The 13,386-nt window shown below is 50.7% G+C and carries 12 protein-coding genes; 8 read left to right on the forward strand and 4 right to left on the reverse strand.

Annotated elements, in window-relative coordinates; translation table 11 throughout:
- The first annotated feature begins 12 nt into the window (after nt 1–12).
- Both tkt and SPICA_RS01250 read left to right on the forward strand, forming a co-directional pair.
- A complete protein-coding gene (tkt, locus tag SPICA_RS01245) occupies nt 13–1,974 on the forward strand; it encodes a transketolase (RefSeq protein WP_013967728.1) in 1,962 nt (653 codons plus the stop codon).
- An 11-nt stretch (nt 1,975–1,985) separates the two neighbouring features.
- The gene (locus SPICA_RS01250) at nt 1,986–2,825 is read left to right on the forward strand and encodes a lysophospholipid acyltransferase family protein (protein ID WP_013967729.1); all 840 of its coding nucleotides are present in this window, start codon (nt 1,986–1,988) and stop codon (nt 2,823–2,825) included.
- A 13-nt stretch (nt 2,826–2,838) separates the two neighbouring features.
- Here the strand turns inward: SPICA_RS01250 and SPICA_RS01255 are convergent, their stop codons facing one another.
- Both SPICA_RS01255 and SPICA_RS01260 read right to left on the reverse strand, forming a co-directional pair.
- Nucleotides 2,839–3,978 (reverse strand): glycerate kinase family protein, encoded by a 1,140-nt coding sequence (locus SPICA_RS01255; RefSeq protein WP_013967730.1) that lies wholly within the window; start codon nt 3,976–3,978, stop codon nt 2,839–2,841.
- 136 nt (nt 3,979–4,114) lie between these two features.
- Nucleotides 4,115–5,272, reverse strand: coding sequence for a CdaR family transcriptional regulator (locus SPICA_RS01260; protein WP_013967731.1), 1,158 nt, complete (start codon nt 5,270–5,272; stop codon nt 4,115–4,117).
- A 132-nt stretch (nt 5,273–5,404) separates the two neighbouring features.
- On the opposite strand from SPICA_RS01260, the gene SPICA_RS01265 reads away from it, so the two are divergent.
- Nucleotides 5,405–6,952 (forward strand): OmpA family protein, encoded by a 1,548-nt coding sequence (locus SPICA_RS01265; protein ID WP_237255885.1) that lies wholly within the window; start codon nt 5,405–5,407, stop codon nt 6,950–6,952.
- A 65-nt stretch (nt 6,953–7,017) separates the two neighbouring features.
- Here SPICA_RS01265 and speE read toward each other — a convergent pair whose 3' ends face one another.
- Together speE and speD are read right to left on the reverse strand one after the other, a co-directional pair.
- Complete coding sequence (gene speE / locus SPICA_RS01270) at nt 7,018–8,022, reverse strand: polyamine aminopropyltransferase (RefSeq protein ID WP_013967733.1); 1,005 nt, start codon at nt 8,020–8,022, stop codon at nt 7,018–7,020.
- A complete protein-coding gene (gene speD / locus SPICA_RS01275) occupies nt 8,007–8,804 on the reverse strand; it encodes an adenosylmethionine decarboxylase (RefSeq protein ID WP_013967734.1) in 798 nt (265 codons plus the stop codon). Before speD ends, speE begins: the two co-directional genes overlap by 16 nt.
- A 345-nt stretch (nt 8,805–9,149) precedes the next feature.
- Between speD and SPICA_RS14585 the strand changes: the two genes are divergently transcribed.
- The 5 genes from SPICA_RS14585 to SPICA_RS14590 are packed head-to-tail and all read left to right on the forward strand — an operon-like array spanning nt 9,150 to nt 13,315.
- Nucleotides 9,150–9,788 (forward strand): type IV toxin-antitoxin system AbiEi family antitoxin domain-containing protein, encoded by a 639-nt coding sequence (locus SPICA_RS14585; RefSeq protein WP_013967735.1) that lies wholly within the window; start codon nt 9,150–9,152, stop codon nt 9,786–9,788.
- Complete coding sequence (locus SPICA_RS01285) at nt 9,785–10,573, forward strand: nucleotidyl transferase AbiEii/AbiGii toxin family protein (RefSeq protein ID WP_013967736.1); 789 nt, start codon at nt 9,785–9,787, stop codon at nt 10,571–10,573. Before SPICA_RS14585 ends, SPICA_RS01285 begins: the two co-directional genes overlap by 4 nt.
- Nucleotides 10,574–10,630: 57 nt before the next feature.
- Complete coding sequence (locus SPICA_RS01290; RefSeq protein ID WP_013967737.1) at nt 10,631–11,878, forward strand: MFS transporter; 1,248 nt, start codon at nt 10,631–10,633, stop codon at nt 11,876–11,878.
- Nucleotides 11,868–12,629 (forward strand): HD domain-containing protein, encoded by a 762-nt coding sequence (locus SPICA_RS01295; protein WP_013967738.1) that lies wholly within the window; start codon nt 11,868–11,870, stop codon nt 12,627–12,629. Before SPICA_RS01290 ends, SPICA_RS01295 begins: the two co-directional genes overlap by 11 nt.
- Complete coding sequence (locus SPICA_RS14590) at nt 12,626–13,315, forward strand: HAD-IA family hydrolase (RefSeq protein WP_013967739.1); 690 nt, start codon at nt 12,626–12,628, stop codon at nt 13,313–13,315. Before SPICA_RS01295 ends, SPICA_RS14590 begins: the two co-directional genes overlap by 4 nt.
- The last annotated feature ends 71 nt before the right edge of the window (nt 13,316–13,386 follow it).

Genomic DNA, 13,386 nt, shown 5'->3' on the forward strand with positions numbered 1-13,386 from the left:
AAGGAGCAATAAATGAATACAAAGGCGTTGGAAAAGGTAGCATTGAGTGTTCGTTCACTTTCGATGGATGCAATCCAAAAAGCCAATTCAGGGCATCCGGGGCTGCCCCTTGGTGCAGCCGAATTAGGTGCAATCCTTTATGGGGAAATTCTGCGGCATGATCCAAGCGATCCTGCATGGGTAGACCGGGACCGTTTTGTGCTCTCTGCTGGACATGGTTCCATGTTTCTCTATTCCCTCTTACACCTGAGCGGATATCCCATCTCACTGGATGACATTAAGTCCTTCCGCCAGATTGGTTCTCCCTGTGCAGGTCATCCTGAATATGGGGCTGCCCCAGGTATAGAAACCACCACCGGACCCCTTGGTCAGGGTATTGCCACCGCGGTTGGTATGGCCATTGCCGAAGCATATTTGGCGGCACATTTTAATACCCCAGAACACAACATTATTAACCATTTTACCTATACCCTCGTCGGTGATGGATGTCTTCAGGAGGGCGTCTCTGCAGAAGCCTCAAGCCTGGCAGGGCACCTAAAGTTGGGTAAGCTCATTGCCTTTTATGATTCCAATAAGATTACCATCGATGGCTCTACTGACCTCTCCTTTACCGAAGATGTGGCAAAACGCTACGAAGCCTATGGTTGGCAGGTGCTTAAAGGGTCCATGTACAATTTTGATGAGATCGCCCGTCTTGTGGCAGAAGCCAAGGCTGAAACTTCTAAGCCGAGCCTCATCATCCTTACCTCTGTTATTGGCAAGGGTGCCCCGAATAAACAGGGAAGCCATTCGGTTCATGGGGCTCCCCTCGGTGCGGACGAAATCGCCGCGACCCGGCAAGCCCTCGGAATTCCCCATGAGTTCTATGTAGCCCCCGAAGCGGTGGAATACTTTGCTGTAAAACGGCAGGAATGGAAGAAAGCCCGTACCGAGTGGCAAGCCCGTTTCGATGCCTGGTCCAAGGCAAACCCTGACAAGCGTGCTGAATGGGATACGTATTTCAGCGGAAGTGCGAAACTTTTTTCGGCTCCTTCCTTCAGTCTCGGCGAAAAAATTGCTACCCGGACAGCTTCCAACAAGGTCCTGGTTGAGGCAGCCCGGGCATTGCCGAATCTCGTGGGCGGCTCTGCGGACCTGCAAAGTCCCAACGCGGTCGCCTTGCCCGAAGTAGGCGTCTTTAGTGGTACTAACCGGAACGGACGGTATATCCATTTTGGTATCCGTGAGTTCGGTATGGCAGCCATTTCAAATGGTATCCAGCTTCATGGCGGGCTCAGGGCCTTCTGTGCTACCTTCCTTGTTTTTGCGGATTATCTCCGACCGGCCCTCAGACTTTCAGCCCTCATGAAACAGCCGGTTATCTATGTACTTACTCATGATTCTATCTATATTGGCGAGGATGGCCCCACCCACCAGCCTGTAGAACACCTGGTAAGCCTCCGGGCTATTCCCAATGTCCGAGTCCTCCGCCCGGCCGATGCGGAAGAGACTGCACTGGCATGGGAAATGGCCATTACACGGACCGATGGACCTACCGTATTAGCTCTGACCCGACAGAATGTGCCGGTCTTTGCAAAAGCTGATCCGGATTGGAAGGAGACTATTAAAACCGGTGCGTACATCGTAAAAAAGAGTGCCGGTAAAGCTGATCTTGTTATTATTGCTACCGGTTCTGAAGTATCTCTGGCTCTCGCCGCAGCGGAAAAGGTGCAGGGCAAGCAGATTCAGGTTGTATCGATGATAAGCCGAGAACTCTTTGAGCAGCAGCCCGATGCAATTCGGCAGGCTATTGTTCCTGAGGGGGTACGAACCGTAGTGGTCGAAGCGGGCAGCCGTCTTGGCTGGGAATTCTGGGCAAAACGGGAGGATATCCTTTCGGTGGACCGCTTTGGCGAGTCTGGGCCGGGGGACAAGGTGGCGGAACATCTGGGCTTCACCGTGGATGCCCTGGTTGCCATCATTAACCGAGCATAGAGGTGGGAAGCATGGCCACAGTGTTTGAAGGTGATTCCTATAAGACCCCGGACAAGGTACAACGAGCCCTCCGGGAGTATATGCTCCTCGGAACTCGGTGGAGTCCCTATAGTTTTTTTATAAAGGTCATTTTTAAGTACCGGGCGCTGGCTCTTAAAGGACTCTATACTGATAATGTATGGGCCGACAGTTCCCGGGAGCTCATGGGATACCTGGAAAGCTGTGGTGCCAAATTTGATATCCGGGGGATTGATAATATAAAAAAGGTGCCCGGTCCCATAGTTTTTGTTGCTAACCATATGGGAACCATGGAAACCACCATACTCCCCGGACTTATCTGTCCCATAAAACCGGTAACCTATGTGGTTAAAGAAAAACTGGTTCATGGTCCCATTTGGGGGCCGATTATGCGGTCCCGGGATCCCATAACGGTAACCAGAAAAGATCCCCGGCGGGATTTGGAAGCGGTTCTCACAGGAGGCTCCGAGCGGCTTGCAAAGGGAATTTCAATTATTATATTTCCCCAGGGAACAAGGACAGAGATTTTTGATCGAACCAAGTTTAACAGTCTGGGTATTAAGCTCGCCCTTAAGGCGGGAGTACCCATCGTTCCTGTGGCGTTGAAAACCGATTATTGGAGCAACGGGACTTTACTTAAAGGCTTCGGTCCTGTACACCGGGACCGAACCGTGTATATTGAATTCGGCAAACCCCTTATGCTTGAAGGCCGCGGCAAAGCCCAGCACGAAGCTTGTCTCGACTTTATAGAGTCCAGGCTGCGCCAGTGGGGTGCGAAGGTGGTGGAACCGGGGCAGGGTGCTGGACCCGCTCCAGAGACAGCAGACACTTAAAAAGAAAAGCGCCTTATTGGGCACGCTTCCCTAGAAGTACAGCCCGAACCAGATTGGCCGCTGCGAACTGCAGGTTCCTGCGGCCATGTTTCATCATAGCTTCCAAGGTTTCTTCACCGCAGGAAATAGAAACTGCATAATCAAAAAGATCTAAGAGCCGGTCCTGTTCACCCGTAAGGGCTCCGGAGAGGAGAGCTACGGGGACTCCGGCACTTTTACAGGCCCGGGAGACCACTGCACAGAGCTTTCCCTTCGCTGTTTGGCTGTCGGTTCGGCCTTCACCGGTAATGACCAGGTCCGTATGTTTAAGGGCCTGCGTCATGCCGGTGTAGTTCATCACCAAAAGAGCCCCCGATTCTATGGATGCTTTCAGGCAGATTCGCAGCGCTGCCCCCAGTCCTCCGGCGGCTCCGTCGCCAGGATGGTCCGTGTCGTCTGCAAGTCCCGCCCGAATCCATGCCTGTCCCAGTTTTTTCAATCCCTCATCCAGAAGCGGTATCATGTCGGGGGTTGCTCCCTTTTGAGGACCAAATACTGCGGCAGCTCCCTCTGGGCCAGTTAAAGGATTGGTCACATCGCAGGCAACCTTAATGGAGACGTTTTGTATTCGGGGGTCAGCCTTATCTGAACGAAATTGCTTAATATGAAGCAAAGCTTCTCCACCCTGTCCAATCAGCGCACCGCGTTCGTCAAGGATTTCGAATCCCAGGGCCTGGAGCATGCCAATACCGCCGTCCACGGTGGCACTTCCGCCAATACCGATAACCAGTTCTTCTACACCAGCATCGAGAGCTGCCTTGATGAGCTCTCCGGTACCATAAGTACTCGCTTTAAGGGGATTGAGCTTCCCTGGAGGGACTAATTCGATGCCGGAAGCGCTGGCCATATCGAGAATAGCGGTTTTTCCCCCATTGATAAGACCATAGAATGCGGTCACAGGCTCTCCCAGCGGGCCATGAACCTGAACTGGTTTGAGTGTTCCGCCAATTGCTTCGGTTACAATCCGGGCGGTGCCCTCTCCACCATCAGCCAGGGGAAATGTTTTTATGTTGATGGATGAATCAATGTTCCGAATACCTTCTGCGATGGCAATGCAGGCTTCCTGGGCGGTCATATTGCCTTTAAATGAGTCTGGAGCGACGATAATGGTCATGGTTTACCTCCGGGTAATCTTAAGTGTATATCAATCTGTTACTGATTTTGAGGGCCTAATTACCGATTTTTTCTCAAATTACTGTGCACTGTGCACAGTATGTATATCCCTTTGCATGACGCACAGTGGAAGGTCATCATGTGTGATGCATAGTCTGATTAATGTAATAGGCGAATATTCGAATATAATCTTTCCAGTCGCTTTCCTTGAGTATATCAAGACCCAGCAAATCTTCAATTTTTTTCATCCGGTTGGTCAGTGAATTTCGATGCAGATGCAGGTTGTCTGCTGTCTCTTGTATGGAAAAATTGGTTTTTGCAAGGGCGAGAAGGGTTTCAGGAAGCCAGACCGGTAGTTTTCCGCTTAGCCTGCGTTTTATTAGTGCAAGGGTATATTCAAAGATGCTTACGAATTCAGGATGGAATATGGGATCTGTCAGCATTGCCATGATATGACAATACAACATATGTATTGGTTCATTGGTTGCCTCATAATGCCGTTTGAGCCAGAGTAGTTCCTTATATGCCAGATGAAACCTGCTCACATCATGCTGGATCATAGCCACATAGCAGTGACTTTCCGGCAGATGTTTCTGAATTGATTTCACATAACTTCGGATTGAGTTTTCCCATGCTTTTAAACTATCTGATTGTATCTCATTGGTTAATTTAAAAATCAGGATATCCTTATGGCTTGTACTGGTTATAATATCCTGTTTACTACGTAAGGCCTGCTCTTTAAGGAGCCTGATACCAGACTCAGGGTCGATCGTTGGAGGCAAGGTAATGAGGATAGGCGTTCGTGGCTGCACAGGATCGTAGCCCATTCGGCGGGCAAGTTCGTGAAGGGCTGTACCTTCGGATGATTCGGGATTCAGCAGGTGAGCGATAAAACGGTTCATGCCGGCCTGCTGTCGCAGCATCTGGTCCCGTAAATTTTCCAGTTCCATGAAGGTTTCTAGACTTACCTTTATAGCATAGGCAAGACTGCGGACATCGGCGGGCTTACCAGTTACACCGACAACGCCAATAAACTGTCCCTTCTGTTGGATAGGAAGATTGACTCCTGGCTTCACACCTGGGGCCAGATCAATAGTCTCTTCTATAATTTCAATTAGAGATTGGGTCAGTATAAGCCGATGGGCTGCATCATGATAAGTGCCAACCCGGCTCGGATCTCTGCTTGCGATGATGATACCATCCTGATTCATTATATTGATATTTTGGTCTATGTGTTCTCCGAGTTTTGCTAAGAATGATCGAGCTAATTCCACCGACAGGATTTCTGATGCCATTGAGCATGCACTCCTTTCCCTTCAAGGTTTATTATCAGGGTAATAGAGAAATTTCTCAAGGAGAAGAAATTCCATACTACAGCTTAAATCTAACCTCTTGCCCTTTCTATGACTATGTTTGATACTACTCCTATGCAGAAAAAAGTTGGTCTACAATGCTTCGTTAAAAGCCTATGGTTCCTCATGTTTCTATGGTTTCTTGTGCCTTTGTTTTCGCAGGATCAAACTGATCCACTGGCTCCAGGTTCAGGCAGTACCGCAGTGGTGTTACGTCAGGCCTTCTCCGGGCCTTATACGATGGTGGAACGTTCTGATTGGGCCAGGTACGATAACGGAACATATATTGGCCATGTATACCGGGAAGTGCGCTATCAGCTGAGGCCGGTGCAGGAGTCCGCAGTCATCCGTTATAATGGAATGGTCTATGTGTTTGAAGAAACCCTGCGGGACCTGCAAAAATCAGCCCGTTCTTTGGATGACATTATACCGGTGGAGTTTACCCTCACCCCAGCGGGGGTCATCAATATAAAACATGATTCAGGATATCCTGCTTTGCGTAATTTCCCCCAATTTGTCGATAAACCACTCCTGCCTGGAGACCGTTGGGTCGGCCAAGGGCAGCGGATTGTGGATCCCCGGAACGACGGTAATCGGGTGAATCTTCCTATTGTGGTAGAGTATGTGTTTCAGGGTACAGAGCTTTATAAGGGAGAGCCGGTATATCGAATCCGGGCTCAATATGCTACCCGCTATAAGGCAGTTAGCCGAAGTGGTAAGAGCGGGACCGGGGCTTTTACCGAAGCGAGCGGCAAACATGTGGTGGATATTCTCCTTCGGACTTCCGATGGCAGACTGGTGCTGATGCGGGACAACCTTGACGAGACCTTCACCTGGAACGACGGCTCTTCGGTGCGTTATAAGGGGTTTACTCTGACTTTCAGTGAGGGTTTTCTGCCCTATGATCGGGGAACAGTGGTGGCCCAGCTAGAGCGCCAGTTTGGAGGTAGCAAAGATACCGCCGAGACCGGAAGGAGCGGAGACACGGGAACAGTAGCCGGGGCAGGCGGTACTGTACGTCCGGAGGCGACAGCAGGGGTCAGCAATACTGGTTCAGGAATTGCGATGGCCGGTACTTCCGGGGATGAAAGAATAACAAGGGCTGGTTCCGAGGTGCCGCAGGCCGGGACCGGGGATTTTCAGCTGGACCAGGGTCAAGGCGGAGCTGGGGCGGTGGACCCTATAGCAGGCGGAGCCGGTGCAGTGCTGGATATTCCAGATCAGAATATCGAAATTGCCAACGTTCCTGAGGGGGTCAAGCTCACGATCCGGGATATCCGTTTTGTAGCCGATTCAGACCAGATCCTGCCAGCAGAACGGGGTAGATTGGATTTGATAGCCCAGGCGCTGAAGTCGATTCTTCAGAGTGCTCCAAACAAGCCCATGATACTTGTAGAAGGCCATACTGCTGCGGTCGGAAAGCCCGCGGGGGAACAGGAACTATCGGTGATGCGGGCAAAAAAAATTGTTGATGAACTGGTAGTCCGGGGCATCCCGGCGGATCGATTCATGTATAAAGGCTGGGGTAGTACCAAACCCATAGCCGACAACAGTACCGAAGCCGGCAGGGCGAAAAACCGCCGGGTGGAAATCACCATCCTCGAAGGTGTGTCAGCAAACTGAAGATTGTAGGAGACCGGTTCAATACATTTTAATATAGTGAGGTAGCCATGATTAATCTGCAGGCCCTACCCGCGGTAATCGAAGCTGTCGGGAAAGTCCGGATTGGCATCGGTACAGAGGTCCCCATCTTCTGCAAGCAGGGCTCTAATGTAGGGGTAGGGCGCAAAGAAGGCCTGCCAGGTTTCGGGGCTTATAACCTTAAGCTTCGAAAGCCTGCGGTTCTGCATCCGCTTGCGGATTTCATCGGCTGAAAGTTCCTGGGGTGAGGGGCTTTTATTGTCGGTGCTGGCCATCGCAAAGGACCAGAGTCCGCCGTACATGCGAATAGAGGTGGTAGCTAGGTCGAGTCGGGGAAAGACAGAGCGGAGCGTCCGGTGTATCCGTGCAAAAGTCAGAGGACGGCAGTCTGGGGATTCACTGTGCATGATGAAGCGGGAATTTTCATCCCGCAGGATCCGGCTCAGGGCCAGGAAAAACTCCCTGCTGTAAAGCCTGAGTGAAGGCCCCGTGGGGTCGGTCATATCCATGATGATGACATCATAGGTTTCGGAAGTAGTTTCTACAAAACTTCGGCCATCCTGAATGTGCACCCTCGTGCGGGGGTCTTCAAAGGCGCCCTTACTGCAGAATTCGAGCATGGTTCTGGAAAAGGTAATCACCTCCTCGTCCAGCTCTACCAGGTCTGCCTGGGTCACCGTGGGATGCTTCAGTACCTCCCGAAGAACGCCCCCGTCGCCGCCGCCTATAATCAGCACCTTCTCTGGCTTGGGGTGGCACAGGAGGGGAATGTGGGCCATGGGCTCATGGTACTGGAACTCGTTGGCCTCCATGACCTGAGTGGCCCCATCTAAAAGGAGGGTTCGGCCAAATTCTGCCGTATCCACAAGCTCAATGCTTTGGTAGGCGGTTTTCCCTCGATAGAGGGTGTCCTTAACTGTATAAAACCAGCCGGAAGCCGGGCTTACCCGTTCCCGGATTTCCCGTACCGCTTGGCCTTGAACAGACACAGGTTTATAAACAGCTTTGTTTGCGCCGCTCATCAATCTGAGACTGCTTAGAAATTTTCGCATTCGAAAATCTCCTGCATCTCCTTGCGGATTAGGTCCTTAATGCGTTTCCGCTCCTCCTGTCCCAGATCTTCAATCTCGGGGCCGAAGAGGTAATCGTTCAGTTCAATTTCCTTTTTGCGCATCTTCGTATGAAAAATATTGTCCGAAAGGATGTTGATGTCGTATACCAGGTAGTCAGACAGGACATCCTCATCGATAAAATCCTGTATGGATGAAATATCATGATCGATAAAGACCTTATTGCCCCGGGTATCCCGGGTAAAACCGCGGACCCGGTAATCGATGAGCACCACATCGGAGTCGAAGCAGTCGATGAGGTAATGAAGTGCCCTAAGGGGACTAATCATACCGCAGGTAGAAACATCGATATCGACCCGAAATGTGGCGAGCCCTGTAGTGCTGTCAAATTCGGGATAGGTATGGGCCGTGATGTGGCTTTTATCAAGGTGCCCCACGATGGATGTTTCCGGCAGGTGATTGGTGGATACAGCGGGACTTAATACGGGGTGATCCTCGTTGATGAGGGCTACCACGCTGGCCCCCCGGGGATCGTAGTCCTGGGTGGTCACATTAACCAGCTTTGCATCGATGATCCGGGTTACCTCTTCTATAATTCCTTTCAGCCGTTCCGAGTCATATTCCTGGTCGATATATTCCAGATATTCAATCTGGGATTCCTGAGACCGGGCATAACACAAATCATAGATGTTAAAGCTTAAGTATTTGGTAAGATTGTTAAAGCCCTCAAGGCGAACCTTCCGGCCCCGTACATGTTTCAGCAATGCTTGTATGCCTCCTGTAAATTAGTACACAAAAACCTGGCATCTCTAATAGGCAGACAACCCTTGTTAGAGACCAGGCAAAACTTTGCAAGCCTATTTATTAGAATTTACCCCGCTTAGTCAAGGAATGCTCAGGGGCCTTCTACAAAAGGGCTCTTTTTAGGGGTACCCTTAACACATACAGCCAAATCCCGTTACGGCTTTGTATAAAGGCTAGGCGAGGTGGTGCTGCAAGTCAATACCCAAGATGGCTGTGCTATTCCTCCTGCCCATGGCTTTGTAATGGCATACCGTATTCATATTTTAGTTTACAATAATATACATATATGTATATTATTGTAATTGATGAAGTTCGAAAAACTTTTGGAAGTGTTTTCCAGCCAACCATATTTTGATTATCCTTCTGTACGACTTCATTTTCAGAATGAAAAGGATCACACATCCAGGACTGCCCTCAGCCGCTTTGTAAAACGAGGAGTTTTGCACGAACTGAAACGCGGATTCTATGCATTCTCCGGGCCATACCGGACACGGCCGCTCAATCCCCTACAGCTGGCTCAAGCACTGTATGCGCCTTCCTATGTTTCAGAACTGTGGGCTCTCTCCTGGTATGGGATTATCCCTGAAAAAGTGACCCTCATAACCAGTATTACGACCAGGGTTACCCGGACTTTTAAAAATATACTTGGGGAATATCGGTACAGAACGATCGACCGGCGCTTCTTTCATTCCTGGCAGACCGAGGAAATTCTTTCGGAAAAAGTTCGAATTGCCACTCCCGAAAAGGCATTACTCGATCTCTGGTATCTTGAGAAGGGGGAATGGACCGTTGAGCGCATGGAGTCGATGCGCTTTGAACCGCGCCTTATCGACGCAGAAAAACTGTATGCACTGGCTAAAAATTATCCACCCCGTTTGATTAGGGCTGTAAAATCGTGGGTAATCTATGCTGAACAGACAGCTAAAGGGGAGATAATACTATGAAAGAAGAAGCGATACGTTTCGCACAAAGAACTGCGGATCCCACGGGTAAGCTCAATATGTTGCGAGAATATGTTCAGGCCCAGGCCCTGCACAGTTTTCATGAATCGCGGGCCTTTGAGGCCCTATCCTTTGTAGGCGGCACCGCCCTTCGATTCCTGTTCGACTTGCCTCGCTATTCAGAAGACCTCGATTTTTCGCTCGAAATCCCACAAAGCTATGCCCCTGAAGCCTGGATGGCAAAACTAAAAAGAGATCTCATGTTTCAAAATTTCGATGTTGAAATAAGTTGGAATTCAACAAAGCCTATACATACAGGATGGATCAGGATTGCAGGCATTATGAAAGATGCTGGATTGTCAGCCAGGCCTGAACAGAAGCTTTCAATCAAGATCGAAATTGATACTAATCCTCCCCCAGGGGCCGTCACCATGATACGATTGGTCAACCGGCATGCACTCTTTGCCGTCCGACATCATGATCTTCCTTCGCTTATGGCAGGCAAACTAAACGCACTCATCACGAGGCCCTTTACGAAAGGCCGGGATTGGTACGATGCCGTTTGGTACTTAAGCAAAATTCCACCCATTGATCCCAATACAGTGTTGCTCAGCTCTGCTCTGAAGCAATTTGGTATCATTTATAAAGATGACTGGCGCTCACTTTTACGAGAAAAACTACGAAACACTGATTTTGGTGCTGTGAGAACGGATGTGCGGCCTTTCCTTGAAAGACCGGAAGATGCAAATTATCTGACACAAGAATATCTTGAACATCTGCTTGGATAGAAAACTCGAGTCTCCCTTATTCCATCGGTTCACATTTTATTCTATAGTAAACAAATTATGATGAAAAACAGATCAGTTAAGATTGATGAACTACTGGGCACATTGCTGGCTCCCTATCAGGGTTTAGGACCCTCTCTGTGGTCCATGTTTTTTGCCACCATGATTAATCGTTTCGGGGATTTTGTTAGTTCTTTTTTAGCTCTCTATCTTTCCCGGGTCCTGGGTTTTGATGCAGCCCGTACGGGCCTTACCATATCGCTGGTGTTTACTGCCTCCATGGCGGGGTCCCTCCTTTCCGGCTGGGTCGCCGACCGGATTGGCAGAAAAAAAGCCCTCCTACTGTTCCAGAGCACCGTGGCATTCATCAATCTGATAGTAAGTTTTTATGTACAAACCTCATGGGCCCCATGGCTGATTGTTTTTGCCAGCCTGTTCCGGGGCGGGGGACGGCCCCTTATCGGTGCGGTGCTGACGGATTTGGCTCCGGCGAATAAACGGAAAGAGGTATTTGGCCTCCAGTATTGGTCCATCAATGTGGGGGTGGCCTTGGGGCCCCTGGTGGCGGCGGTCCTCTTTGAACGGTCCATACCCTGGCTGTTCCGGGGTGATGCGCTGACTACCCTGATCTCGGTGGTGCTTATTGCCCGGGGTGTTGAGATGCCTTTAGAGGCCCATGTCGCTTCTTCCCTGGAACATCATGATGATCGGGGTGCCCTACGGGCCTTTGTGTCCCGGCCCATACTGTTGGCCTTTGCGGGGCTGGCGTTGCTGTCGAGCCTTACCTATTCACAGACTGGCTTTGGCCTTCCCATGACGGTCTCCCAGGTTATGGGGCAGGCCGGTCCCCGTTCCATGGGGTACCTTATGTCGTTGAATGCGGTGGTGGTGATTCTCTTTTCCATACCCATCGCTCGCCTGCTCCGTTCCTGGACACCCTTGCTCTGCATGTCCTTTTCGGGGCTCTTTTATGTTATCGGCTTTGGCATGCTGGCTTTGCCGCTGGCTTTTTCGGGTTTTGCCCTTTCCACGGTGATTTGGACCACCGGTGAAATAGTGTCATCGATCAACATGGGGGTCTTCCTTGCCAGACATTCACCGGCGAATTGGCGGGCTTCTTTCCAGTCCTTTATGGGGGTCTGCTATTCTGCGGGCTGGGTCTTCGGGCCCCTGATTGGGGGCTGGCTTTTAAAGGGCGGTAACTATGCTTTGCTTTGGCTTGCGACTGCCGCAGTATGCCTTTTATGGGCCCTGCTTGCCTTCGCAGTGGACCGGTGGGATCGGAGGATATTAGCCTATGAAGCGTAAATTCCATGATGGGGAGGGAAGGCTTTTCAGAAACCGCCTGAAGGACCAGGCTTCTTCCGGAGGCCAAGCCTTTCACCCGAAGCAAGCGGTGCCTGTGGCCGAAACTGGTGCCGAATTACAACCTGCCGAAGCCCAAACTGCATCCCCGCCTGCCAAAGCCCATGCGACCGCTACCCAGGCTACTGAAGCAATGCTGCGTTCCTTTATCCGGATGATGGACCTGAAGGGCCTGTATCGGCAGGGCTGGCTCAAACGGGGGGTGCCTGAAAACCGGGCCGAGTCGGTGGCGGACCATAGCTTTGGTACGGCCCTTCTGGCTCTGCTTCTGGCGGAACAGCTTAAGGCAAGCCCGGAATTTCTGGGCCTCAATTCCCATCGATGCATTGAAATGGCCCTGGTGCATGAGTTGGGAGAGGTCTATGTAGGGGATATTACCCCTGTGGATGGGGTGTCCAGGGAAGAAAAATATGTACGGGAGCGGGAAGCTTTTATAAAAGTCGTGGAGGGCCTCCCCAATCGGGATCGGCTCATCGAACTCTGGGAGGATTTTGAAGCTGGTAGGAGCTCAGAAGCCCGTTTTGTCCGCCAGCTCGATCGGCTCGAAATGGGGTTGCAGGCGGCTCTCCTTAAAGCAGAGGGCTACCAGCGGATGGATGAATTCCTGGAGAGCGCTCACCGGACGGTTTCGGAGCCTACCCTGAAGGCCCTGCTTAATCTTGCGGAAACTAAGACAGGAGGAACAACAATATGAATCGTGAAACGATAAAGAGAGAAAAGCCGCTTTTCATTTTTGATATGGGAGGGGTAGTCGTAAAGAGCTTTCATTGCGTACATGCCATGGCGGCATCCCTTTCCTTAACGACTGAACAATTTTTTGCAATTTCAGCTTCCGTTCCAGAGCGGGACAATACGGATAATCCCTATAATATAGGCTTAATCCGCCATCTTCAGGAAGGACGTATCACCGAAACTGGCTTTTGGAATAGCTTTCAGGAAGCTACCAAAACCGCATTTCCGTACATCAACCTGAAAATTCCTGAGGCTTACCTGCGGGGCGAGGCTTCCCTTTGGGGGGCCTATTTTTATCCTCAGCGAGACCGGGCTGTCTGGTCAATTCTGGAACAGCTTAAAAAGCAGGGCTATCGTGTTGTGTGCGGTACCAACACCTTAGAAGCCCATTACCGGTACCATAAAAAGCAGGGGGACTACGATATTTTTGATCGGGTCTACGCTTCCCACGAAATGGGACTCATTAAACCGGAAGGGTCCTTTTGGCAGTACATTCTGGAATCGGAGGGTTTTCCTGCGGCCCAGGCCTTTTTTGTGGATGATTTAGAGGAAAATGCCCAGGCCGCAGAGCGGCTCGGGCTGAGGGTACACCGTTTTATCGATGCCGCTGGTTTGGAACAGGCCCTGTCTGTCCAGGGGTATCTGTAGACTTTTTGTTATTGCACCCTTCCACCCGCACCGCTCTAGCTCAGGGCTGGCTATTCGGTATGTACGACAGA

It is taken from the genome of Gracilinema caldarium DSM 7334, from assembly GCF_000219725.1.
Taxonomy (GTDB): Bacteria; Spirochaetota; Spirochaetia; order Treponematales; family Breznakiellaceae; genus Gracilinema; species Gracilinema caldarium.

Bases quoted from the DNA above. Each gene is read 5' to 3' on its own strand.
- tkt (WP_013967728.1), top strand. From the start codon at position 13: ATGAATACAAAGGCGTTGGAAAAGGTAGCATTGAGTGTTCGTTCACTT.
- SPICA_RS01250 (WP_013967729.1), top strand. From the start codon at position 1,986: ATGGCCACAGTGTTTGAAGGTGATTCCTATAAGACCCCGGACAAGGTA.
- SPICA_RS01255 (WP_013967730.1), bottom strand. From the start codon at position 3,978: ATGACCATTATCGTCGCTCCAGACTCATTTAAAGGCAATATGACCGCC.
- SPICA_RS01260 (WP_013967731.1), bottom strand. From the start codon at position 5,272: ATGGCATCAGAAATCCTGTCGGTGGAATTAGCTCGATCATTCTTAGCA.
- SPICA_RS01265 (WP_237255885.1), top strand. From the start codon at position 5,405: ATGCAGAAAAAAGTTGGTCTACAATGCTTCGTTAAAAGCCTATGGTTC.
- speE (WP_013967733.1), bottom strand. From the start codon at position 8,022: ATGCGAAAATTTCTAAGCAGTCTCAGATTGATGAGCGGCGCAAACAAA.
- SPICA_RS14585 (WP_013967735.1), top strand. From the start codon at position 9,150: ATGAAGTTCGAAAAACTTTTGGAAGTGTTTTCCAGCCAACCATATTTT.
- SPICA_RS01285 (WP_013967736.1), top strand. From the start codon at position 9,785: ATGAAAGAAGAAGCGATACGTTTCGCACAAAGAACTGCGGATCCCACG.
- SPICA_RS01290 (WP_013967737.1), top strand. From the start codon at position 10,631: ATGATGAAAAACAGATCAGTTAAGATTGATGAACTACTGGGCACATTG.
- SPICA_RS01295 (WP_013967738.1), top strand. From the start codon at position 11,868: ATGAAGCGTAAATTCCATGATGGGGAGGGAAGGCTTTTCAGAAACCGC.
- SPICA_RS14590 (WP_013967739.1), top strand. From the start codon at position 12,626: ATGAATCGTGAAACGATAAAGAGAGAAAAGCCGCTTTTCATTTTTGAT.